Source organism: Phytobacter cepae (assembly GCF_054165735.1).
Window position 1 is genome coordinate 3,872,319 of sequence record NZ_CM135107.1, and the last position, 21,764, is coordinate 3,894,082.

21 protein-coding genes and 1 tRNA gene are annotated in these 21,764 nt (G+C 55.3%); 14 read left to right on the forward strand and 8 right to left on the reverse strand.

The genetic code is table 11. The features are described from left to right. Window positions 1–87 precede the first annotated feature (87 nt). The 3 genes from ACUY4Q_RS18315 to ACUY4Q_RS18325 all read left to right on the forward strand — a co-directional run bounded on the left by ACUY4Q_RS18315 (window position 88) and on the right by ACUY4Q_RS18325 (window position 2,960). On the forward strand, window positions 88–1,032 hold the full coding sequence (locus tag ACUY4Q_RS18315) for a hypothetical protein (protein ID WP_458044136.1): 945 nt from the start codon (window positions 88–90) through the stop codon (window positions 1,030–1,032). A 552-nt stretch (window positions 1,033–1,584) separates the two neighbouring features. Next, window positions 1,585–1,920 carry a helix-turn-helix domain-containing protein gene (locus tag ACUY4Q_RS18320; RefSeq protein WP_458044137.1) on the forward strand — a complete coding sequence of 112 codons (336 nt, stop codon included), beginning with the start codon at window positions 1,585–1,587 and terminating at the stop codon, window positions 1,918–1,920. Beyond that, window positions 1,803–2,960, forward strand: coding sequence for a tyrosine-type recombinase/integrase (locus ACUY4Q_RS18325; RefSeq protein ID WP_458047384.1), 1,158 nt, complete (start codon window positions 1,803–1,805; stop codon window positions 2,958–2,960). Before ACUY4Q_RS18320 ends, ACUY4Q_RS18325 begins: the two co-directional genes overlap by 118 nt. 15 nt (window positions 2,961–2,975) lie before the next feature. Here the strand turns inward: ACUY4Q_RS18325 and ACUY4Q_RS18330 are convergent. After that, window positions 2,976–3,052: transfer RNA gene (locus ACUY4Q_RS18330), tRNA-Arg, on the reverse strand. 221 nt (window positions 3,053–3,273) lie between these two features. Between ACUY4Q_RS18330 and folD the strand changes: the two genes are divergently transcribed. The 5 genes from folD (at window position 3,274) to ACUY4Q_RS18355 (ending at window position 7,935) form a co-directional block, all read left to right on the forward strand. Then, complete coding sequence (gene folD, locus ACUY4Q_RS18335; protein ID WP_458044138.1) at window positions 3,274–4,140, forward strand: bifunctional methylenetetrahydrofolate dehydrogenase/methenyltetrahydrofolate cyclohydrolase FolD; 867 nt, start codon at window positions 3,274–3,276, stop codon at window positions 4,138–4,140. A gap of 1 nt (window position 4,141) precedes the next feature. Further along, a complete protein-coding gene (ybcJ, locus tag ACUY4Q_RS18340; protein WP_458044139.1) occupies window positions 4,142–4,354 on the forward strand; it encodes a ribosome-associated protein YbcJ in 213 nt (70 codons plus the stop codon). A 240-nt stretch (window positions 4,355–4,594) separates the two neighbouring features. Next, entirely contained in the window at window positions 4,595–6,094 is a 1,500-nt protein-coding gene (locus ACUY4Q_RS18345) for a PTS transporter subunit EIIC (RefSeq protein WP_458044140.1), read from the forward strand. 91 nt (window positions 6,095–6,185) lie between these two features. Then, window positions 6,186–7,202, forward strand: coding sequence for a Mal regulon transcriptional regulator MalI (malI, locus tag ACUY4Q_RS18350; RefSeq protein ID WP_458044141.1), 1,017 nt, complete (start codon window positions 6,186–6,188; stop codon window positions 7,200–7,202). 208 nt (window positions 7,203–7,410) lie between these two features. Continuing rightward, on the forward strand, window positions 7,411–7,935 hold the full coding sequence (locus ACUY4Q_RS18355; protein WP_458044142.1) for a metal-dependent hydrolase: 525 nt from the start codon (window positions 7,411–7,413) through the stop codon (window positions 7,933–7,935). A gap of 474 nt (window positions 7,936–8,409) precedes the next feature. Here ACUY4Q_RS18355 and cysS read toward each other — a convergent pair whose 3' ends face one another. After that, the gene (gene cysS / locus ACUY4Q_RS18360) at window positions 8,410–9,795 is read right to left on the reverse strand and encodes a cysteine--tRNA ligase (RefSeq protein WP_458044143.1); all 1,386 of its coding nucleotides are present in this window, start codon (window positions 9,793–9,795) and stop codon (window positions 8,410–8,412) included. A gap of 173 nt (window positions 9,796–9,968) precedes the next feature. Between cysS and ppiB the strand changes: the two genes are divergently transcribed. From ppiB to purK, 4 genes are all read left to right on the forward strand, one after another. Next, a complete protein-coding gene (gene ppiB, locus ACUY4Q_RS18365) occupies window positions 9,969–10,463 on the forward strand; it encodes a peptidylprolyl isomerase B (RefSeq protein WP_458044144.1) in 495 nt (164 codons plus the stop codon). 2 nt (window positions 10,464–10,465) lie between these two features. Then, a complete protein-coding gene (lpxH, locus tag ACUY4Q_RS18370) occupies window positions 10,466–11,188 on the forward strand; it encodes a UDP-2,3-diacylglucosamine diphosphatase (RefSeq protein WP_458044145.1) in 723 nt (240 codons plus the stop codon). A gap of 166 nt (window positions 11,189–11,354) precedes the next feature. Next, complete coding sequence (gene purE, locus ACUY4Q_RS18375; RefSeq protein WP_458044146.1) at window positions 11,355–11,864, forward strand: 5-(carboxyamino)imidazole ribonucleotide mutase; 510 nt, start codon at window positions 11,355–11,357, stop codon at window positions 11,862–11,864. Further along, window positions 11,861–12,928, forward strand: coding sequence for a 5-(carboxyamino)imidazole ribonucleotide synthase (purK, locus tag ACUY4Q_RS18380; RefSeq protein ID WP_458044147.1), 1,068 nt, complete (start codon window positions 11,861–11,863; stop codon window positions 12,926–12,928). Before purE ends, purK begins: the two co-directional genes overlap by 4 nt. A gap of 127 nt (window positions 12,929–13,055) precedes the next feature. On the opposite strand, the gene ACUY4Q_RS18385 is transcribed toward purK, so the two are convergent. The 6 genes from ACUY4Q_RS18385 to ybbA all read right to left on the reverse strand — a co-directional run bounded on the left by ACUY4Q_RS18385 (window position 13,056) and on the right by ybbA (window position 20,324). After that, entirely contained in the window at window positions 13,056–13,715 is a 660-nt protein-coding gene (locus ACUY4Q_RS18385; RefSeq protein ID WP_458044148.1) for a methionine ABC transporter permease, read from the reverse strand. Further along, complete coding sequence (gene sfbB / locus ACUY4Q_RS18390; protein WP_458044149.1) at window positions 13,708–14,724, reverse strand: virulence-associated ABC transporter ATP-binding protein SfbB; 1,017 nt, start codon at window positions 14,722–14,724, stop codon at window positions 13,708–13,710. The genes ACUY4Q_RS18385 and sfbB overlap by 8 nt, the downstream gene beginning before the upstream one ends. 57 nt (window positions 14,725–14,781) lie before the next feature. After that, complete coding sequence (locus tag ACUY4Q_RS18395; protein WP_458044150.1) at window positions 14,782–15,618, reverse strand: MetQ/NlpA family ABC transporter substrate-binding protein; 837 nt, start codon at window positions 15,616–15,618, stop codon at window positions 14,782–14,784. A gap of 280 nt (window positions 15,619–15,898) precedes the next feature. Then, complete coding sequence (locus ACUY4Q_RS18400) at window positions 15,899–17,044, reverse strand: porin (RefSeq protein ID WP_458044151.1); 1,146 nt, start codon at window positions 17,042–17,044, stop codon at window positions 15,899–15,901. A 179-nt stretch (window positions 17,045–17,223) separates the two neighbouring features. Then, entirely contained in the window at window positions 17,224–19,641 is a 2,418-nt protein-coding gene (gene ybbP, locus ACUY4Q_RS18405) for a putative ABC transporter permease subunit YbbP (RefSeq protein ID WP_458044152.1), read from the reverse strand. Continuing rightward, entirely contained in the window at window positions 19,638–20,324 is a 687-nt protein-coding gene (gene ybbA / locus ACUY4Q_RS18410; protein ID WP_458044153.1) for a putative ABC transporter ATP-binding protein YbbA, read from the reverse strand. The genes ybbP and ybbA overlap by 4 nt, the downstream gene beginning before the upstream one ends. On the opposite strand from ybbA, the gene tesA reads away from it, so the two are divergent. Then, a complete protein-coding gene (tesA, locus tag ACUY4Q_RS18415; RefSeq protein WP_505335119.1) occupies window positions 20,295–20,918 on the forward strand; it encodes a multifunctional acyl-CoA thioesterase I/protease I/lysophospholipase L1 in 624 nt (207 codons plus the stop codon). The genes ybbA and tesA overlap by 30 nt on opposite strands. A gap of 28 nt (window positions 20,919–20,946) precedes the next feature. Next, a complete protein-coding gene (locus ACUY4Q_RS18420; RefSeq protein ID WP_458044155.1) occupies window positions 20,947–21,714 on the forward strand; it encodes an SDR family oxidoreductase in 768 nt (255 codons plus the stop codon). The last annotated feature ends 50 nt before the right edge of the window (window positions 21,715–21,764 follow it).

Genomic DNA, 21,764 nt, shown 5'->3' on the forward strand with positions numbered 1-21,764 from the left:
ATTCGATGCGCTGCATTACCGCGTAACATTAACTCCAGATGGAATATCAGCCGCCATTGGCGCACAAACAAGAGAGGAGCGAGGGCTATGACAACACAATTACCGAGCAAAGAGCGCCTGGCGCATATCGCTAACTTCCACCGCGCCATGACGCTGCCGCCGTCTCACGATGAAATCGAAGCGATGGCCACCGCACTCCTGGCGGCGCATGATCAAGAGCCGGTGGCGTATATCGCCTACTACGATTCAGGCGCGATTCATGGAGTTTGCCAATGGGACGACACTGTAAAAATGGAATGGCTGAAGCGCGGGTTCAGCGTACAACCCATTTACACCCACCCCGCGCCATCAATCCCGGCAGCGGTGCCGGAGGAAGGAAAAACGGAAATAAAGTGGCGAGACTTGGCGTTACAGTTCGATGGGCATCGCATGCAGGCAATTTGTTTCCTCAGGACAGCTTTAAATTGTCTTCCTGAGGAAGATTTTTCAGAAGCTCGTGAATTTCTTAAAGCCGGCCCATTGCCTGGCGAAGAAGTTTTGCGTGTTCGTATTTCCGCCATGCTCAACCACCAATCAAGCAACCAGGTCATTACGGCTGCGGCTGTAGGCGGAGAAATCAAGCAACCGGCAAGCAATGGCTGTTGGTGCCACACCTGCCGCCAGGTAACCATGGGCGACATGCGCTTTGTAGTCTGCCCTGACTGCGGCAATAAGCGCTGCCCGAAGGCCAATAACCACCGAAACGCTTGCAGTGGAAGCAATGAACCAGGTCAGGAAGGAAGTGCGTATCCGGCAGCACCGAAGCAGGATGTAACATTAAAGATATCCGGCCTGATTTGCACATCTGACGAGAGGAAAATGGAAGTGCCAACATGCAGGAAACATCCGGGCGTAGCGCTGCGCAAACATCCGTTCATGCAGCTTTCCTGCTATCCGCCACGCCCGGCACTGTACTGCCGAAAATGTGAGCCTCATGTCGCAGAGTGGGAAGAAAGAGACAAGAAACTGCGAAGCTACGGAAAGGGGGTGTGATGTGGAAAAGCAAACAATCGTGATACGTGCAAACAGCAAAGAGATGGCTGAAAAACTCTATCGCGGCGTGTGGGCCGTATGCCCTGACGCCGATATCCAGCTCTATTGGCCTGGCACGAATGTAGCTTACGGACGGCAAGCTTCATCGCTCGGATTCATGCAGGGTAATGCAATGATGGGCTCACCATGCCCTCTCCCTTCGTAGCGGTGATATTCGTGCTGCTCACCGTGGCAGCACTCAGTGAAATTAAACTCTGGTAACTCGCTGCGGCGGGTTTTGTTTTATGGATTAGGGTATAGTTTGATAATTACCGAAACTGGAGGTTGTTATGCGGAAGGTTTACCGGGCACTAGCCATTCTCTTTGGCGTTGAAAAGGAAGCTATGATAGAGGCCGCAATCATCTTAGAGGCTAAGAGGCAACAAAGGATTGCGGCAATGGAGAGGAAGATGCTCAACGAAATACAATCAATAGGTCGCTAAGGCGGCCTTTTTTATTGCACCACCACTAACCGCCCACTGAGGCGGTTTTTTTATTGCTCGGAGATAACCAATGGTTTCAGAAAAGCCACTTACCGCGCAGCAGGCGGCGGAACTCCTGATCGTCTCTCCCAGAACCATCTACCGCCTTATCGACTCCGGTGAGCTTGCAGGTAAAAAAGTCGGCAACAAATATCGGACTACTGATGCGGCTTGTATTGCGTATTTGAATAACCCGCGTGATCCTGTTGCTGCGAGCGCGGGTGAGCATAAAGGAGGTAAATTATGTCCATCACCCTCAGGGGCGGAGTATGGCACTGTCATTTCTTTACGCCGTCAGGGAAAAGAATTAGACAGTCTCTTGGTACGGGGGACAAGAAGCAAGCTCAGGAGTTGCACGACAAGCTGAAGTCTGATGCATGGAGAGTGGATAAAATCGGGGAACTTCCGGCGCGAACATTCGAAGAGTGCTGCATACGCTGGATAAAGGAGAAGGAGCACAAGCGGTCGCTGGATGATGACAGGACGAAGATTGAATATTTCCTTCGTCATTTCTCCGGGCGTGACGTTTCCACGATAACGGCTGAACAGGTTCATGAGGCCGTATCCAGGATGGTTAACCGCAAGCATATTCAGGTGTGGGAGTCTCGCAGGGATGCGGCAATAAGGAGAGGGAAAGAGCCACCGCCGTATTCAGCCAAACCGGTAAGCCTGGCAACGAAGAGCCAGCACCTTTCATTCATGCGTTCACTGCTGAAGGCGGCAGCCAACGACTGGGGATGGATAAAGTCTCACCCAGCAATCAAGACAAGGAAGCCGGTAAGCAAGAGAATTAGATGGTTAACCAGGGATGAGGCTGAACGCCTGATTGAGTGCATGCCAGAGAGCATAAAGCCGGTGGTTATTTTCGCACTGGCAACCGGCCTACGCCGCTCCAACATAATTGATCTGGAGTGGCAGCAGGTCGATATGCAGAGAAAGGTTGCATGGGTAAATCCTGAGAACGCGAAGGCGGGCAAAGCTATCGGCGTCGCTCTGAATGATACCGCATGCAAGGTACTGCGTGATCAGATAGGAAAGCATTCAAAGTGGGTTTTCGTACACACCAAAGCAAAGCACCGACCAGATGGGACTTTAACCCCTCAGGTAAGGAAGATGCGTGTGGACGACAATAACGCCTGGAATGCCGGTCTGAAGAAGGCTGGAATTGAAGACTTCCGTTTTCATGACCTGAGACATACGTGGGCAAGTTGGTTAATACAATCCGGGGTGCCACTATCGGTTCTTCAGGAAATGGGCGGATGGGAAAGCATTGAGATGGTGCGCCGTTATGCTCACTTGGCACCTAATCATCTTACTGAGCATGCAAGGAAAATAGATGCCATTTTTGGCACCACCGACACAAATACGACACAAGGAGAAAATCAGGCTGGATTGAAGTTAGCATAACTTCTTGATTTGAAATGGTACGCCCTACAGGGTTCGAACCTGTGACCTACGGCTTAGAAGGCCGTTGCTCTATCCAGCTGAGCTAAGGGCGCACTGATTCCCTTTCGGGAGCGTTGCGGACAGGGATTATACGGTCAACACCAGTCGAGTCAATGGCTTTGCAGTCGTATGCTCGCGAAGTGAGCACTCAACCGCACTTTCTTCACGGCGTCTTTTCGCACGAAACAGAAACGGTAACTGACAGCGCGGCGCACTTCTGACAAAATATACACATCCCCCTTTCTTTTTAGTTACAGATGGAATCTTCTCTCTGATGGCAGCAAAGATTATTGATGGTAAAACGATTGCGCAGCAGGTGCGCTCTGAGGTTGCTGATAAGGTGAAAGCCCGAGTCGCAGCAGGATATCGCGCCCCTGGTCTTGCGGTTGTGCTGGTTGGCAGCAACCCGGCTTCGCAAATTTATGTCGGCAGCAAACGTAAAGCGTGTGAAGAAGTAGGCTTCCTCTCCCGCTCCTACGATCTGCCGGAAACCACAACCGAAGCCGAGCTGCTGACGCTTATCGACAAGCTCAACGCCGATAGCGTTATTGATGGCATCCTGGTGCAGTTACCGCTGCCTGCGGGCATCGATTATGTGAAGGTGCTGGAACGCATCTCGCCAGACAAAGACGTCGATGGCTTCCACCCGTACAACGTTGGCCGCCTGTGCCAGCGCGCACCCCGCCTGCGTCCGTGCACGCCGCGTGGCATCGTCACGCTGCTTGAGCGCTATAACATCGACACTTACGGCCTGAACGCCGTGGTGATTGGCGCATCCAATATTGTCGGTCGCCCGATGAGTATGGAACTGCTGCTGGCGGGTTGCACCACCACCGTTACCCACCGTTTCACCAAAAATCTGCGTCACCATGTGGAAAACGCCGATCTGCTGGTCGTTGCCGTGGGCAAGCCGGGCTTTATCCCGGGCGAGTGGATCAAAGAGGGTGCGATCGTAATTGATGTCGGCATCAACCGTCTGGAAAATGGCAAAGTGGTCGGCGATGTGGTCTACGAAGAGGCCGCTGCGCGCGCAGCTTATATTACCCCGGTTCCGGGAGGCGTTGGCCCGATGACCGTGGCAACGCTGATTCAAAACACACTTCAGGCATGCGAAGAGTATCACGACGTGGAGAAAGCATAAGATGGCAACCTTTTCCCTGGGTAAACACCCGCACGTTGAGTTGTGCGACCTGCTGAAACTCGAAGGCTGGAGCGAAAGTGGCGCGCAGGCCAAAATCGCCATTGATGAAGGGCTGGTGAAGGTCGATGGTAACGTTGAAACCCGCAAACGGTGCAAAATCGTAGCGGGCCAAACGGTGGTCTTTCAAGGACAAAGCGTGACCGTTACCGCCTGATTTTGCTCTACCCCAGGCCCGTTAATCGGGCCTCACCCCCCTTAAATTCCCCCTCGCTTTGCATGGTGACTTTTGATCACCTTCGCATAATCACAAATTCCTATGCCCGGAATCATTATTTCTGTTGCGCCGGAGAGTTTCCTCTCTCACGATAGGTAGAACGTTCTACTAAAACGTTCTACTCACAATAATAGCGCACTATGTGTGCAGAATAATGGTCGGCACTCGGGGGAAATCAGGATGAGACTGTTATCAGGGTTTATTAAATCGTTATCAAAGCTGTCGATGATTGGTCGCGCATTGATGCTGCCAATTTCACTGCTGCCAGCGGCAGGTTTGTTACTGGCGTTCGGTGATAAGTTCCACTTACCGCTGATGATGAATGCCGGCGGGGTTATCTTCGATAACCTGCCGCTGCTGTTCGCCATCGGTTCTGCGGTGGGCCTGGCGTCTGAATCGGGTATCGCTGCCCTTTCGGCTGCCGTATCGGTGTTTATCACCAACATCACCATCGGTACCGTGCTGTCCATCACACCGGAAATGGCCTCGCAGGGCGGCAAATACGCCATGGTCGTCGGCATTCCAACGCTGCAAATGGGCGTCTTTGGTGGGCTTATCTGCGGTATTCTTGCTGCCTGGTGCTACAATCGCTTCCACACCATGCAGTTGCCGGAATTCCTCGGCTTCTTCTCGGGTAAGCGTTTTGTTGCCATTGCGACAGCGTTCATGTCGTTTATTTTGGGGCTGCTGCTGCCGTACGTCTGGGAACATATCCAGTCTGGTATTGATGCGCTCTCGGTTATCGTCAACGGTGATAACCAGGCGGCCTCAACCTTTATCTTTGGTCTGACGGAACGCGCGTTGATCCCACTCGGTCTGCACCATATCTGGTATCCGTCCTTCTGGTACTCCTTCGGTGACTACACCACCCAGGCAGGCCAGGTGATTCACGGCGACCAGACAATCTGGTTCAAAATGCTGGAAGAAGGGACCAAGACCTTCAGCAGCAATACCTACCAGAACGCTGGCAAGTTCATGCAGGGCGAGTTCCCGCTGATGCTGTTCGCGCTGCCTGCGGCCTGTCTGGCGATGTACCATGAAGCCCACACCAAAAACAAAAAAATCGCCGCAGGTATCCTCTTCTCCGCCGCGTTAACCTGTTTCTTAACAGGCATTACCGAGCCGGTCGAGTTTACCTTTATTTTCGTGGCGCCGATCCTGTATGTGTTCAACGCCATCATGGCGGGCCTGGCCTACATGAGCATGTATCTGATGCATGCGCATATCGCTAAATCCTTCTCCGCCGGGCTTATCGACTATATCTCCTTCGGTATCCTGCCGTCGTTTAACGGTTATGAGACCAACTTCCTCAGCGCGGTCTTCATTGGCGTGCCGATGGCGCTGATCTACTACTTCACCTTCCGCTTCGTGATCCGCCGTTTCGATGTGAAAACGCCGGGCCGTACTGAAGTTTCAGCGGATGCAAGCGATAAGACCGACGAAGAGCTGGTCACGGAAATCATTGGCCTGTTGGGTGGGGCGAAAAACATTGATACCGTGGGCTCCTGTATCACTCGTCTGCGTGTTGAAGTGCTCAACGGCGACAATGTCGATAAAGAAGGCCTTAACGGCGTCGGCGCACGAGGTGTGGTCTTCGTCGGTGACAAAGGCGTACAGGTTATATTCGGCGCGCGTGCGCAGTTTATCGCTCAGTCTATGGCGACCACGCTTGGCAAATAACCTTGTGCTCAAAAGGTAAATAAGTCTCCTGTATTCGTACAGGAGGCTTTACTATTTCTGACTGATTATTTTGTACTTTCAGGGAGCAGGTTTGAAAAAGGTCAGCATCATTGATGTCGCTAAACTGGCGGGCGTTTCCGTCTCAACCGTGTCGCTGGTGTTGCGCCAGAAAGGCAAGATTTCGGAAGCAACCATCGAACGCGTCCATTCGGCCATCAACGAGCTGGGCTATGTGCATAACGTGGCGGCGGCTAACCTTCGTTCAAATACCTCTAACCTCATAGGGCTGATTTTACGCGATTTCAGCGACAGCTTTTCCATCAAGGTGATGGCGAGCATTGTTCAGGAACTGGAGCGTAAGGGCTACATGGTCTTCCTCGGGCAGCCTCTTGATGAGCACGATCATCTCGAACGCTGCCTGCTCTCCTTCAAACAGCAAGGTGTGGCGGGGGTGATTTATCTCGCCAGTGACGCCACGACCGCGCAGTTGCCGGAAAAAATCCGCCAGTGCCCCATGCCGCTGGTCGTCGTCTCGCAGTCTGTTGTGGATGACCCGTGCAATCTGGTAATGCGTGATAATCGCCAGGCCGCCAGCCTTGCCACCCGCTATCTGATTGAACGCGGCCATCGCAATATTGCCTATGTTGGCGGTATGGAAAACGATCGGGTGCGCCACCAGCGCTTGCTCGGCATGCATAGTGCGCTCAAGCAGTACGGAATGACGTTGCGCGATGAATTCACCCCCGCCTGTTTTGAAAGTACCGACTCGGTGAGTCTGGCTACCCGTCATCTGCTGGAAAAGAACAACACCATTACCGCCCTGCTCTGCCATTCACCGAATGCGATTATTGGTTCAATAAACGGTATTCATCAGGTGGGGCGCACCGTGGGGAAGGACGTATTCCTGAGCCAGTCGGTCGCGCTGATTGGTTTTGAAGATATGCTGCATGTGAACCTCACTTCGCCGTCGTTTACCTACGTCTCCTCTGCCAGTGAAGAGACCGGGCGACAGGCGGCGGGCCTGATGATGCGTAAGCTAAAAGAGCCTGAATTACAGACTCAGCGCATTACCCTTTCCGGGCAGTTGATTACCCAGGAGTCGGCCTGATACTCCCTTTTCCCCTCCGCCCGACCATTTTGTTTTGCCATTGCCGATAGACCAAAAACGGCTGTTCTGTGCCATCGGCTTTGTTGGCCCGCTCGATGTTCACGCCCCATCAGAATGAATGTTTACCTCTGCGCTGACTTTCAGAAAACAGGTAACCGGTGATGGCGTCGCCTCGTTTATACTGCTCTCTTTTGTTCAAGGACTGACGATGCCAACCATTATTACTCACGCCGCCGTACCGCTCTGCCTGGGGCTCGGGCTTGGCAGCAAAGCGATCCCCCGCGGCCTACTGCTGGCGGGCATTGCGCTGGCGATGTTGCCCGATGCCGATGTGCTCTCCTTTAAACTCGGGGTGGCCTACGGCAACGTATTCGGCCATCGTGGGTTTACCCACTCGCTGATCTTTGCTTTTGTGGTGCCAATACTCGTTCTCTGGCTGGGAAGACGCTGGTTTAAGGCAAGCCTGATGCGCTGTTGGGCATTTCTGACGGTGTCGCTGCTGTCACATAGTTTGTTGGATTCGGTGACGACCGGCGGTAAAGGGGTCGGCTGGCTATGGCCGTGGTCGGATGAACGCTTTTTTGCGCCCTGGCAGGTGATTAAGGTCGCGCCTTTTGCTTTGTCAAAGTACACCACGCCCTATGGGCATCAGGTGATCATGTCAGAGCTATTATGGGTATGGGTGCCGGGAGTGATTTTTATGGCTGTAATGATCTGGTTGCGTCGGCGCTGAGGGATGCCCCCTCCTCGCAAGAGGAGAGGGAACCCCAGTAATATTACTTTTTGCAGCGATAACATCGTGCCATGAGAATAAAATCGTCACCGCGATGACTGGGTCCGGCTGAAAATCGACGAAGCGTATCCGTAAGGCCGGGGCGCCGCGCAGGGATGCGCGGCGAGGGCGACTTTACACGGACGTTTCCTTCGCCCGTCCCCGATTAGCCTGAAGGAATACGCTAAGTGGACCGCGCCAGCGGCGATTTTCCTGGCCGGGAGCCCGGGTCGCCAGGGTGGTGGCGGTGAACCACCCTGGCACGTTCACGGGTTCTGGTGTGAAAGAAAAGCAAGGAACATAAGGTGAACGGAATGACCCTCAGCGCCGCATTTTCCCCCTCACCCTAACCCTCTCCCCGGTGGGGCGAGGGGACCGCTCGTGCACGCATTTTTTTGTGGGGATTCCTCAGCCGCAAGGGGAGAGGGGAAAAAACTACTTACGACGCCAGGTCGTACCCTGTGCCCCGTCTTCCAGCACAATGCCCATCTCGTTCAGACGATCGCGCGCCGCATCTGCCGCCGCCCAGTCTTTGGCTTTACGCGCGTCCAGACGCTGCTGAATCAACGCTTCAATCTCCGCGACCTCACCGTCATCCGCCTGCGCACCGCTTTGCAGGAACTGATCCGGCTCCTGCTCCAGCAAGCCCAGTACGCCAGAGAGCTTACGCAGATGAGAGGCCATCGCGTTCGCGGCCTGCGCGTCTTCGGTTTTCAGGCGGTTTACTTCACGCGCCATATCGAACAATACCGAGTAGGCTTCCGGCGTATTGAAATCGTCGTCCATCGCTTCAATGAAACGCGCTTCAAAGGCTTCGCCACCTGCCGCGGCGACCGAAGTGTCAGTCCCACGCAGTGCGGTGTACAGACGCTCCAGCGCGGAGCGTGCCTGCTTGAGGTTCTCTTCGCTGTAGTTCAACTGGCTGCGATAGTGGCCCGACATCAGGAAGTAACGAATCGTCTCGGCGTCGTAATACTTAAGCACGTCGCGCACGGTAAAAAAGTTGCCCAGCGATTTGGACATTTTCTCACGGTCGATCATGACCATGCCGGAATGCATCCAGTAATTGACGTATTCCCCGTCATGCGCACAGGTCGACTGGGCGATTTCGTTTTCATGGTGCGGGAACATCAGATCGGAACCGCCGCCATGAATATCAAAATGGTTGCCCAGCTGCTTGCAGTTCATGGCGGAACATTCAATGTGCCAGCCCGGACGACCTTCACCCCACGGCGACGGCCAGCTTGGCTCTCCGGCTTTGGACATCTTCCAGAGTACGAAGTCCATCGGGTTACGTTTTACATCCACCACGTCAACGCGGGCGCCGGCCTGCAGTTGATCGAGATCCTGACGCGACAGTTGACCGTAGTTCGGATCCGTCGGCACGGAGAACATCACATCACCGTTATCCGCAACATACGCATGCCCACGGGCGATCAGTTGCTCGGTAATTTCGATAATTTCATGAATGTGGTGGGTTGCGCGCGGTTCAAGATCCGGGCGGAGAATGTTAAGTGCATCAAAATCTTTGTGCATTTCAGCAATCATGCGATCGACCAGGGTCACAAAGTTTTCGTCGTTCTCATTAGCACGTTTGATGATTTTGTCGTCAATATCGGTAATGTTGCGCACGTACTTCAGCTTATAACCGATAAAACGCAGATAGCGGGCAACAACGTCAAACGCGACGAAGGTACGGCCATGGCCGATATGACAGAGATCGTAAACCGTAATGCCACACACGTACATGCCGACTTCCCCGGCATGGATAGGTTTGAATTCCTCTTTTTGGCGCGTTAGTGTATTAAAAATTTTTAACATCGAAGATTCCATGTAGACGTGTGTGAACAGTTTGTTCCGTATGATACCCATAATTCGTAACGGAAGCAGCACCGATTGCAAGGTGATCCCACCTCCCGGTTATGCTATAACAAGCGACTATCTCTGACCCCTGATGGGGTTTGCGCACCACACTATCGGAACAGGATGCAAAAATGGTTACTTTCCACACTAATCACGGCGATATCGTAATCAAAACATTTGATGATAAAGCGCCTGAAACAGTTAAAAACTTCCTGGACTACTGCAGCGAAGGTTTTTACAACAACACCATTTTCCACCGTGTTATTAACGGTTTTATGATTCAGGGCGGTGGCTTTGAGCCGGGCATGAATCAGAAAGAGACCAAAGACCAGATCAAAAACGAAGCCAACAACGGTTTGAAAAACACCCGTGGTACGCTGGCAATGGCCCGTACTCAGGCTCCGCACTCCGCTACCGCGCAGTTCTTCATCAACGTAGCAGACAACGACTTCCTGAACTTCTCCGGCGAAAGCCTGCAGGGTTGGGGCTACTGCGTCTTCGCAGAAGTGGTTGAAGGTATGGACGTGGTCGACAAAATCAAAGCGGTTGCGACCGGTCGCAGCGGCATGCACCAGGACGTTCCTAAAGAAGATGTTGTGATTGAAAGCGTGACCGTTAGCGCGTAATCGTGGCGACACTCTTTATCGCAGACCTTCATCTGCAAACAGAAGAACCGGCGATCACCGCCGGTTTTCTGCATTTTCTACACGGCGTTGCCCGCAAGGCGGACGCGCTCTATATTCTGGGCGATCTGTTTGAAGCGTGGATTGGCGACGACGACCCCACCCCGCTGCACCGGGAGATCGCCACCGCCATCAAAGCCGTGGTCGACAGCGGTGTCCCCTGCTATTTCATTCACGGAAATCGTGACTTCCTGCTCGGCAAACGCTTTGCCCGTGAAAGCGGTATGCAACTGCTGCCGGAAGAACAGTTGCTTGATCTTTATGGTCGCAAAGTGTTGATCATGCACGGCGACACGCTCTGTACCGACGATGCAGGCTATCAGGCATTCCGCGCTAAAGTGCACAAACCCTGGCTACAAAAGCTGTTCCTCGCGCTGCCGCTGTTTGTTCGCCAGCGTATCGCCGCCAAAATGCGCGCCAGCAGCAAAGCGGCCAATACGCATAAGTCAGTTGCAATCATGGACGTCAATCCCGATGCGGTAGCGGCTACCATGGGCAAACACCATGTGCAGTGTCTGATCCACGGTCATACCCATCGCCCGGACGTTCACGAACTCCTTGTTGATGGCAAACCCGCCATCCGCGTCGTACTCGGTGCCTGGCACACACAAGGCTCTATGGTTCGCGTCACCGCTGACGACGTCGAACTCAGCCACTTCCCCTTCTGAGGTAGCGCCTCTCCCGCGTCTGCGCGCGCAGGAGAGACGTCTGTTAAGTTCGCAACCATAGCCTGTATTCATCACTACGCAACCGTTTTCCTTGCGGTTTTTCCGTGTTATTCTTTGTGCCCTCAAAAGCTGTCCGTCGTCACCTCCACAGGAGTTTTCTAAACGCATGTCTTCTGCTAACCAACCGGCGCGTATCGCCATTGTCATGGGGTCGAAAAGCGATTGGGCGACCATGCAGTTCGCCACCGAAATCCTCGATACCCTGAATGTCCCGCACCATGTTGAAGTCATCTCCGCACACCGCACTCCCGATAAGCTGTTCACCTTCGCCGAAAGCGCGGAAGAGAACGGTTTTCAGGTGATCATCGCCGGTGCGGGCGGCGCGGCGCATCTGCCGGGCATGATTGCAGCGAAAACACTGGTGCCAGTGCTGGGTGTACCGGTACAAAGCGCAGCCTTAAGTGGTGTCGACAGCCTTTACTCCATCGTTCAGATGCCGCGTGGTATTCCGGTCGGCACGCTGGCGATTGGCAAAGCGGGTGCAGCGAACGCCGCCCTGCTGGCCGCACAAATCCTCGCGCAGCATGACGCCGAACTGCATCAGCGTCTGACTGAATTCCGCCGTACGCAGACCGACGAGGTGCTGGAGAATCCAGACCCACGGGGTGCTGCATGAAACAGGTTTGCATCTTAGGTAACGGTCAACTGGGCCGTATGCTGCGCCAGGCGGGCGAGCCGCTGAGCATTGCCGTCTGGCCCGTCGGGCTGGATGCCGACCCGGAAGCCGTGCCGTTTGCCCAAAGCGTTATCACTGCCGAAATTGAACGCTGGCCGGAAACCGCGCTAACGCGTGAACTGGCGCGTCATCCGGCGTTTGTGAACCGTGACGTCTTCCCGATCATTGCGGACCGTCTGACGCAAAAGCAGCTTTTCGACAAACTCGGCCTTGCCACTGCGCCCTGGCAGCTACTGGCAGATAAAAGCGAGTGGTCGTCCGTCTTCGATACCCTCGGCGAACTGGCGATTGTGAAACGCCGCGTTGGCGGTTATGACGGTCGCGGTCAGTGGCGTCTGCGCGCGGGTGAAACCGATCAGCTACCGGATGACTGCTACGGCGAATGTATCGTTGAGCAGGGGATTAACTTCTCTGGCGAAGTTTCGCTGGTGGGCGCTCGTGGGCACGACGGCACGACGGTGTTTTATCCACTGACCCATAACCTGCACCAGGACGGTATTCTGCGCACCAGCGTGGTCTTCCCGAAACCCAATACAGAGCAGCAGAAGCAAGCCGAAAGCATGCTGACGGCCATCATGAATGCGCTGAACTACGTTGGCGTGATGGCGATGGAGTGCTTTATTACTCCGGCAGGCCTGCTGATTAACGAACTGGCGCCACGCGTCCACAACAGCGGCCACTGGACGCAGAACGGCGCCTCCATCAGCCAGTTTGAGCTGCACCTGCGCGCGGTGGTGGATTTACCCCTGCCACAGCCGGTGGTCAACAGCCCGTCGGTGATGATCAACCTGATTGGTAGCTGCCTGAACTATGACTGGCTGAAGCTGCCGCTGGTGCATCTGCACTGGTACGACAAAGAGGTGCGTCCGGGTCGTAAGGTGGGTCACCTGAACCTGAATGATGACGACAACGGCCGCCTGAGCGCCACTCTGGAAGCGCTGGTCCCGCTGCTGCCACCGGAGTATGCGAGCGGCATTGCCTGGGCACAGGCGAAGCTGGTTTAAGGTTTACTTCTCGCTCACCCTTTTCCCAAAGGCTGAGCGATCCCCACAAATAAATGCGAGCACGGACAGTTCCCTCGCCCCTTCGGGCTGACGGAACTGTCCGTGCTCGCGTTAAGCTATATCCAACTCAGTGCCTGTCGCGTTTATCCGCACGTTGCGCCAGCCAGTCGCCGAGCATCTGTACCACCTGAACCAGCACAATCAGCGCGATAACGGTGACGATCATCACCTGCGTTTCATAGCGATAATAGCCGTAGCGGATCGCGAGATCGCCGACACCGCCGCCACCCACGATCCCCGCCATCGCCGAGTAGCCAATCAGGCTGACCAGCGTAATCGTCAAACCGCGCAGAAGGCCCGCGCTGGCTTCCGGCAGCAGTACCGTGCAGATGATACGCATCGGACTGGCCCCAAAAGCCTCCGCCGCTTCAATAATCCCTTTGTCTACTTCACGCAACGCTCCGTCGACCAGGCGCGCGTAAAACGCAATCGCCGCCACGGACAGCGGCACCGATGCCGCAATCGGGCCGATGGTGTTACCGAGCAGGAACTGGGTCAGTGGCAGTAACAGTACCAGCAGGATCACGAAGGGCACCGAGCGGATAATGTTCACCAGCACGGAGCTGATGAGGTACACCGCACGGTTTTGCCAGAAGAGGTTTCGGTCGGTAACGAAGATCAGAAAGCCCAGCGGCAGGCCACCGATAATCGCCAGCACCGTGGAGATGCTCAGCATCTGGAAGGTTTCGCCAAAGGCGAGGCTCAGGTCAGCCAGTAAATCATCCACGGATCACCTCCACCTGTGCGGTCCGGTTACGAATATAGTCCACCGCCTGCGTCACTACAGTCGGATCCTCTGCGGTCAGTTGTACCACCAGAATGCCCAGCGCACGCTCACCAATGTACTCAATCTTGCCGTGCAGAATGTTCACCGCCACGCCAAAGTTGATGGCCGCATCAGAGAGAACGGGCTGCTCGGCGGAATCGCCGATAAACAAAATCTTCAACAGCTGACCCGGCAGGTGCTCGCGCAACCGCTCCGGCAGGGTCAGATTGAGGGTGCGTGATACCAGCTGTTGGGTAAACGCATGCTGCGGATGCGCAAAGATATCAAACACATCGCCGCTCTCCACCACTTTGCCGCCGGACATCACCGCCACCCGATCGCAGATGGATTTGATCACGTTCATCTCGTGAGTGATCAGCACGATCGTGATCCCCAGCTGCACGTTGATCTGCTTGAGCAATTCCAGAATGGTGGCGGAGGTTTCCAGGTCCAGCGCTGAAGTCGGCTCATCACACAACAGCATATCCGGGTGGTTGGCGATAGCGCGGGCGATGCCGACGCGCTGCTTTTGCCCGCCGCTGAGCTGAACCGGGTAGCGGTTGGCTTTGTCGCTCAGCCCCACCAGCGCAAGAATTTCCGCCACACGCGGAGCGATTTTCGCCCGTTCCCAGCCTGCTGCTTTCAGGCTGAAGGCCACGTTCTGTGCCACGGTGCGGGTGTGCATTAAGTTGAAGTGCTGGAAGATCATGCCAATGCGCTGGCGCGCCTGGCGTAGCGTCACGCCTTCCATTTGCGATATCGCCACGCCGTTCACTTTCACGCTGCCTTCACTCGGGCGTTGCAGCGCATTCAGGGTGCGCAGTAGCGTACTTTTCCCGGCACCACTGGTACCGACAATGCCAAAAATCTCGCCTGCGGCGATGCGCAGGCTAACATCATCGACCGCACGGGTCGGCGTGGCTCCGCGCACGGCCGGAAAGTCTACGCAGACCTTGTCTATCTCAATCATGATTCCCTCAAACGGCAAAAGGCAGGCCGCAGCCTGCCTGTTAACTCAGTCCGACGCTTACTTCTTATCAGCGGCGGTCATCCAGTCTGGTTTCTGGAAGGCGCCATAGACGTGGTCCGGCGAGTCAATTACCGCACGGTAGGCCGGGGATTTCACCACCTCAACGATATCTTTGGCGAAAGGTTTGTCCGCATCTTCACTGCGGACCGCAATGATGTTTTTGAGGTTCTCGTCCAGGTGTTCCTGTTTGATAGCGGTAGAGAGATCCAGCCCGGCCGCAATCGCGAAGTTACCGTTGACCAGCGCAGCGGTGGCGCTGTCCAGCGTACGCGGTAGCTGCGCGGCTTCCAGCGGCTTGAACACCAGGCCTTTCGGGTTGCTGGCAATATCACGCTCCGAGGCTTTAGTCGGATCGATATTCTCTTTGATGGTGATGAGATCCAATGAGGCCAGGAAACGCAGGCCACGGGCCAGGTTGGTCGGGTCGTTGGAGAGCGTCACGATGTCGCCTTTTTTCAGCTCATCGAGGCTTTTAATTTTGTGGGAGTAGAAGCCCATGCCCGCGGTCGGCACGGCGATCAGTTTGGTCAGCTTCAGCCCTTTATCGGCGGTAAATTTATCGAAATAGAGCGAGTGCTGGAACAGGTTGGCGTCAATGCTGCCGTTAGACAGCGCCATATTCGGCTGTACATAATCGCTGAATTCGCGCACCACGACTTTGTAGCCTTTCTCTTTTAATGACGGCGCTATGGCCTGTTTGACCATGTCACCGTACGGCCCAGGGGCAACGCCGAAAACAATGGTGTGCGGTGAGCTGTTGGCCAGGGCGGAACTCAAACCGCAGGCCAGAAGGAGTGCCCCAAAGGCGGCACGAAAACCGAGACGACGTCCCATACATTCTCCCTAACGAGGTGTGTTGCGTGTGGCGCACCGTCCACGCGGCGCGCTCCATTTTCATATCACGCAATAAGATGGCACAAAGACAGCGCAGCGGTAATTGAAAAAAATTCATGTTGGTGTGAAGTATGTCACTGAATGATGGGGAGATTTAGCAGGGTAACGCGATGAAGCATAAAGAAAAGCGAAACACGCCCGCCTCTCTTTATGCTTTTTTTAGCTTAGCAAAGTCAGATCTTTGCTAATAGTGGAGGTATCAAACATCAATTCTGGGTCGTTAGAAGTCGTAGCGCAGACGCACTAAGTTCATGTCGCCCAGCTCGTCGGTGCTGGAGGTAAATACGTGTTCGTAATCGACGCGGAAACCATAATCCAACTGGAAGCTCACGCCCACACCGTTGTCGATACGCTGATAATTGCGACCATTCATGGTCTCAATGCGATCGCCCATAACGTAAGGCTGAACAGATTTCAGTGCATACTGCCCTACCGGGATTTTATAACCGGCGAAGTACTCAATACCCCATGCATCGCCCGCAAAGTAGTCGTTCACCGATACTTTTTTGCTGGTCATAAAGTTCTGATACCAGCCGCCGCCTGCGGAGAAGGTCCAGTTATCCGGCGTCCAGCTCAGCGCAGTACCGAGGATATTCTGGTCCCAGGTTTTGCTGTCACCATTGTTCGGATTACGCATCTCGGCACGAGTATAGTTCCATGCAGCACCCAGCGTCAGGTCGGTGGTCAGATGATAATCCAGACCCAACGAGCCGCCGCCTTTACGCTTATAACGCAGGCCATTACCCGGTAAATATTCGCTGTCATCAAACAGATAAGAGGCATAGACATCTGCATCACCAACGCTGTTTTTGTATTTCAGCATATTGCGGGAACGGTATGAGCCGTCATAGTCGCCGTTGATGCCGTTACCTGGTGCCTGGCCAATCATGTCGTAGTCCCAGATATCAGTTTTCGCACCAACCACGTCGTAATAAACGCTGTTCTGCTGACCGTAGGTCAAAATACCCCAGGTTTTGCTTTTCAGACCGGTGTAAAGCATACGGCGCGAGGTGTCATTCGCCCCCTCCGCATGGTGGTTATCCCAGTCGAAGACTGCCGGAATATTGACGCCCAGCTCGTAGTAGTTGATCCAACTGATGTCATCAAACAGATAGTAGTCGGTTGCAAAGCGGAAACGCGTACCGCCATCAAAACCGTTACGTTTGTAAGAGCCTTTATCGCCATCGCCGGTCATCATGTTGAACTGCGGACGGATACTGCCGCCTACGGTCAGATTGAGACGGCTCAGCGGATCGCCCGCTTGCGGATCTTGTTTTAGCAGCGTGATTTCTGCATGCGTTGCAAATGAAGTCAGCGCCAGTGCTGCGCCGATCGTCATCGCCAGCGCTTTTATATTATGTGCCATGCTCTTTCCTGGATTAATAAGCAGCCAAATTGTTGCCCGCTGAATATTAACGCCGATTAAACATGTCGTGTTGCTGGGTTTTTGGTGGAATGTGCGCTTAAAAATCAGGTATTTAGCATTTCGTGCACTTTAAAAATCACACGCCGGTTGTTTAGCCGACGTGTAATGAAATGGCTTTATTATGTGAGGTTGAACTGACGGAAAAGCGCTTTGCCTTTCAGCAAGCGGGTGCCCAGCCAACCGCCACATAAAGAGAGCAACAGTGCGCCACACACGGGGAGTATCACCCACAATCGCCAGTCCGGCTGCCACGGGAAGTCAAAGACGTAGGTTTGCAGCACCGCCAGTGCGGTCTCCGCACCCATCGCCGCCACCAGCCCCGAGACAAACCCCAACAGCGCAAACTCACACCATAGCGTGGTACGCAGCAGCCGTTTGCCTGCCCCGAGCGTGCGGTAGACCACCAGTTCCTGATGACGCTGACGCATGCCCACCTGCACCTGTGCCAGCAGCAGCAATATGCCGCAGACCGTCACCAGCACCACCATCACCTCCAGCGCACGGCTGACCTGCTCCAGCACCTGACCGACCTGCTTCAGAATTGCGCCAATATCAAGCAGGCTGATGGTCGGGAACTCGCGGTTAAGCTGGGTGAGCATGCCGTTGCCATTCTGCCAGCGGAAACTGGTCAGCCAGCTCTGCGGTTGCCCGTCCAGCGCCCCCTGCGGGAAGATAAAGAAGAAGTTCGGGCGCAGGCTCTCCCAGTCCACTTTACGCAGGCTGGTCACTTTAGCACTGAATTCCTGAGTATCTCCCGTAAAGGTCACGGTATCCCCGAGCTTGAGCTTAAGGCGTTTTGCCAGCTCCTGTTCGATAGAGACTTCGCCGGCTTTCGGCGGCCAGGTGCCTGCGGTGACCGGGTTGTGATTCGCTTCTGCTCCCTGCCAGGTGAGGTTCAGTTCGCGATTGAGCGACTCATCACTGTTACCGTCGGTGGTCTGGCCGTTAATCTGCGTCAGCCGGGCACGCACGATAGGCCAGAACGTCTGCGGGATCACATGATGTTCAGACAGGAACGCCTTCACCGGCACCACCTGCTCCGGCGCGATGTTAATGAGGAAATAGTTCGGGCTTTCCGGCGGCAACTGTTGCTGCCATCGGTCGAGCAAGTCCCCACGCAGCACCAGCAGCATGGCCAGCAGCATAAAGGAGAGGGAAAACGCCGACAGCTGGCTCAGCGTTGAGCCCGGCTGGCGCAGCAGGCGATTCACCGCAAGGCGCAGCGGTAAGGCTTTTAGCGTCAGCGTCTTCATCACGCTCAGCAGCAGCCAGCCCACGACGCCGCAAACCAGTGCCAGCACCACGGCCCCGGCCAGCACCGACCATAACAGTATGCTTGCGCCCATTAAGCAGGCGAGCAGCAGCACGGCCACGCCGCTAATCATCGGCAGATAGAACTTCAGCGGCCAGACATCGGCAACGGCATCGCGACGCAGCACGCGCAGCGGTTGCGTTGCCAACAGCAGACGATAAGGGCGCAGCCCCACCAGCAATGAGATAACAACCATCGCGCCAATCGACCACAGCCACGGCCAGCCGCTGGCGGCAGGCAGCGAGACCGGTAAAACGGGCTTGAGGAGAGCCATCAGGATTTTTTCAAACCCCAGCCCAATAATGCCGCCGGCGATGGCCGACAGCGCCAGCACCATCAGCCACTGACCGACGATCAATTTGCGCAGTTGCGCCCTGCCCGCCCCCAGCGTTTTGAGAACTGCCACCAGGTCGTAACGACTGCGGCAGTAGTGGTTCATGGCGACCGCAACGGCGGCGACCGCCAGCAGCAGCGTTAACAGCGCCGAAAGCAGGAGGAACTGCTGCGCGCGTTGTAAAGACTTACCAAGCGCGCCTTCATCCTGCTCAAGCCCGTACCAGCGATGTTCCGGTTTGAGTTGCGGCAGCAGCCAGCTTTCGTACGCCTCAAGTTGCGCAGGCGTGCCGGCAAACTTTACCCGCCAGCTCACACGACTGCCCGGCTGCACCGCCCCGGTTTTCGCCACATCAGCGGTGTTCATCAGCAGACGCGGCGCCATTTCAAACGGGTTAAACCCGGAGTCCGGCTCCTGAACCACCTCACCAGCAATGCGTAACGTGGCATCGCCCACATCGATAGTGTCACCGGTTTTCAGATTCAGCAGCGCCATCAGGCGTGGGGCCAGCAGTACCGTGCCCGCCCTGGGCTTGACCTGCGGCGGGGTGGTTTGTAACTCACCGTACAGCGGATAGCTATCGTCTACGGCTTTCACGTTTGCCAGTTGGGGCGTATCTTTGGCGAACGTCATGGTGGCAAAAGAGATCTGCTCGCTGACTTTCAGGCCATTTTTACGCGCTTCATCCAGCCAGGCCTGCGGTATTTCACGGGAGCTACGCAGCGCCCGATCGCCGGCCAGAAAATCGCGACTCTGCTGGCTTAACCCCTTCTCCATGCGATCGCTAATATTGCCAAGCGCCAGTACGCAGGCCACCGCCAGACTTAACGCCAGCCAGACGATGAGCAGTGAAGGCGAGCGCCACTCGCGCCAGAACCAGCGGGCTATCATGCCTCCTCCTGCAGTTCGCCATTCACCAGACGTAAACGGCGGTCACAGCGTGCCGCAAGCGCCGGGTCATGCGTCACCAGAATCAGGGTGGTGCCATATTGCTGGTTCATGGAGAAGAGGAGGTCGGCAATTTTGTCGCCGGTCTGGCGGTCGAGGTTGCCGGTGGGTTCGTCAGCAAAAAGTAATTCAGGTTGACCATTAAAGGCGCGGGCCAGCGCCACGCGCTGCTGCTCGCCGCCGGACAGCTGTGCCGGAAGATGGTCCAGACGTTTACCCAGCCCCAGGTTTTCCAGTAAGGCTTTCGCGCTCGCCCGGCTTTCAGCACTGTTTTCCCCCCGTAGCAGGGCCGGAAGTTCGACGTTTTCCAGCGCATTGAGGGTGGGAATCAGCATAAAGGATTGAAAGACAAAGCCAACGCTGTCGGCACGCAGCTTCGCACGCGCTTCTTCATCCATTGCATGCAGCGGCTTACCGAGCAGATTTACTTCACCACTGCTACCATCATCAAGCCCGGCGAGGATCGCAAGCAGCGTCGATTTCCCCGAACCGGACTCACCAATCAGGGCAAGGGTCTGCGCCCGTTTGACAACAAGCTCAACTCCGGTAAGGATGGGAAGTTCATGCTCCCCCTGACCGACGGACTTCTTAAGATGATGAACTTCAACAATGTTTTCCGCTGGCATTTGCCCTTCCTGTTTCTGCTTCTGTTTAGCCTGCGCGCCGCGGCGGCGGACACGTTACTGGTGTTGGGAGACAGCCTGAGCGCGGGCTATCGTATGGCGGCCAATACCGCCTGGCCTGCGTTACTCAATGATAAATGGCAGCAAAAACCGCCGGTCGTCAACGCCAGTATCAGTGGCGACACTTCACAACAGGGGCTGGCACGTCTGCCTGCGCTGCTCAAAGAGCATCAGCCGCGTTGGGTGCTGGTGGAACTCGGTGGTAATGACGGCTTGCGTGGATTTGCTCCGCAGCAAACAGAAGCCACGCTGCGCACCATTTTACAGGCGGTGAAAGCGGCGAACGCCCAGCCGTTGCTGATGCAAATCCGGCTGCCTGCTAACTACGGTCGCCGTTATACTGAGTCCTTCAGCGCGGTGTATCCTAAGCTCGCCAAAGAGTTTGATATTCCTCTTGTGCCCTTTTTTATGGAAGAGGTCTATCTGAAACCCCAGTGGATGCAGGATGACGGTATTCACCCGAACCGCGATGCTCAGCCCTTTATTGCTGACTGGATGGCAACCCGGTTGGCTCCATTAGTTAATCACGACTCCTGATTTATCAGGGACGCTTTCAGGTAAAGTTATGCAAAAAACGGTCTTAATAACAGGATGTTCCAGCGGAATTGGTCTGGAAAGCGCCCATGAACTCAAGCGCCAGGGCTTTCGCGTGCTGGCAGCCTGCCGTAAAAGCGACGACGTGGCGCGGATGAATCAGGCAGGATTTACCGGCGTGTTGCTGGATCTCGACTCCCCTGAGAGCGTAGAACGCGCCGCCGATGAGGTCATCGCTCTGACGGAAAACCGTCTGTACGGTATCTTTAATAACGCAGGCTACGGCGTCTATGGCCCGCTTAACACCATCAGCCGTGCCCAGATGGAACAGCAGTTTTCGGCCAACGTTTTTGGCGCGCATCAGCTCACGATGCGTCTGCTGCCCGCGATGATCCCCCACGGCGAAGGGCGTATTGTGATGACCTCTTCGGTGATGGGGCTGATTTCCACCCCTGGGCGCGGGGCCTATGCGGCCAGCAAATATGCGCTGGAAGCCTGGTCCGATGCCCTGCGTATGGAACTGCGCCATTCCGGGATCAAGGTGAGCCTGATTGAACCCGGCCCGATTCGCACCCGTTTCACGGAAAACGTCAATCAGACCAGCGATAAAGCCGTGGAAAACCCAGGCATTGCCGCACGTTTCACCCTCGGCCCGGAAGCCGTTGTAGCCAAAGTGCGCCATGCTTTTGAGAGTCCGAAGCCGAAACTACGCTACCCGGTGACCGTGGTGACTCACGTGGTGAGCCTGCTTAAGCGCCTGCTCCCGGCACGCGCAATGGATAAAATTTTACACGGGTGAGTTGAAGGCGCTTAGCCTGTACCCCATGTATGAGTAAACACTTAAACAGA

Coding starts and splice junctions, on each gene's coding strand:
- ACUY4Q_RS18315 (WP_458044136.1), top strand. CDS start 88: ATGACAACACAATTACCGAGCAAAGAGCGCCTGGCGCATATCGCTAAC.
- ACUY4Q_RS18320 (WP_458044137.1), top strand. CDS start 1,585: ATGGTTTCAGAAAAGCCACTTACCGCGCAGCAGGCGGCGGAACTCCTG.
- folD (WP_458044138.1), top strand. CDS start 3,274: ATGGCAGCAAAGATTATTGATGGTAAAACGATTGCGCAGCAGGTGCGC.
- ybcJ (WP_458044139.1), top strand. CDS start 4,142: ATGGCAACCTTTTCCCTGGGTAAACACCCGCACGTTGAGTTGTGCGAC.
- ACUY4Q_RS18345 (WP_458044140.1), top strand. CDS start 4,595: ATGAGACTGTTATCAGGGTTTATTAAATCGTTATCAAAGCTGTCGATG.
- ACUY4Q_RS18355 (WP_458044142.1), top strand. CDS start 7,411: ATGCCAACCATTATTACTCACGCCGCCGTACCGCTCTGCCTGGGGCTC.
- cysS (WP_458044143.1), bottom strand. CDS start 9,795: ATGTTAAAAATTTTTAATACACTAACGCGCCAAAAAGAGGAATTCAAA.
- ppiB (WP_458044144.1), top strand. CDS start 9,969: ATGGTTACTTTCCACACTAATCACGGCGATATCGTAATCAAAACATTT.
- purE (WP_458044146.1), top strand. CDS start 11,355: ATGTCTTCTGCTAACCAACCGGCGCGTATCGCCATTGTCATGGGGTCG.
- purK (WP_458044147.1), top strand. CDS start 11,861: ATGAAACAGGTTTGCATCTTAGGTAACGGTCAACTGGGCCGTATGCTG.
- sfbB (WP_458044149.1), bottom strand. CDS start 14,724: ATGATTGAGATAGACAAGGTCTGCGTAGACTTTCCGGCCGTGCGCGGA.
- ACUY4Q_RS18395 (WP_458044150.1), bottom strand. CDS start 15,618: ATGGGACGTCGTCTCGGTTTTCGTGCCGCCTTTGGGGCACTCCTTCTG.
- ACUY4Q_RS18400 (WP_458044151.1), bottom strand. CDS start 17,044: ATGGCACATAATATAAAAGCGCTGGCGATGACGATCGGCGCAGCACTG.
- ybbP (WP_458044152.1), bottom strand. CDS start 19,641: ATGATAGCCCGCTGGTTCTGGCGCGAGTGGCGCTCGCCTTCACTGCTC.
- tesA (WP_505335119.1), top strand. CDS start 20,295: ATGAACTTCAACAATGTTTTCCGCTGGCATTTGCCCTTCCTGTTTCTG.
- ybbA (WP_458044153.1), bottom strand. CDS start 20,324: ATGCCAGCGGAAAACATTGTTGAAGTTCATCATCTTAAGAAGTCCGTC.
- ACUY4Q_RS18420 (WP_458044155.1), top strand. CDS start 20,947: ATGCAAAAAACGGTCTTAATAACAGGATGTTCCAGCGGAATTGGTCTG.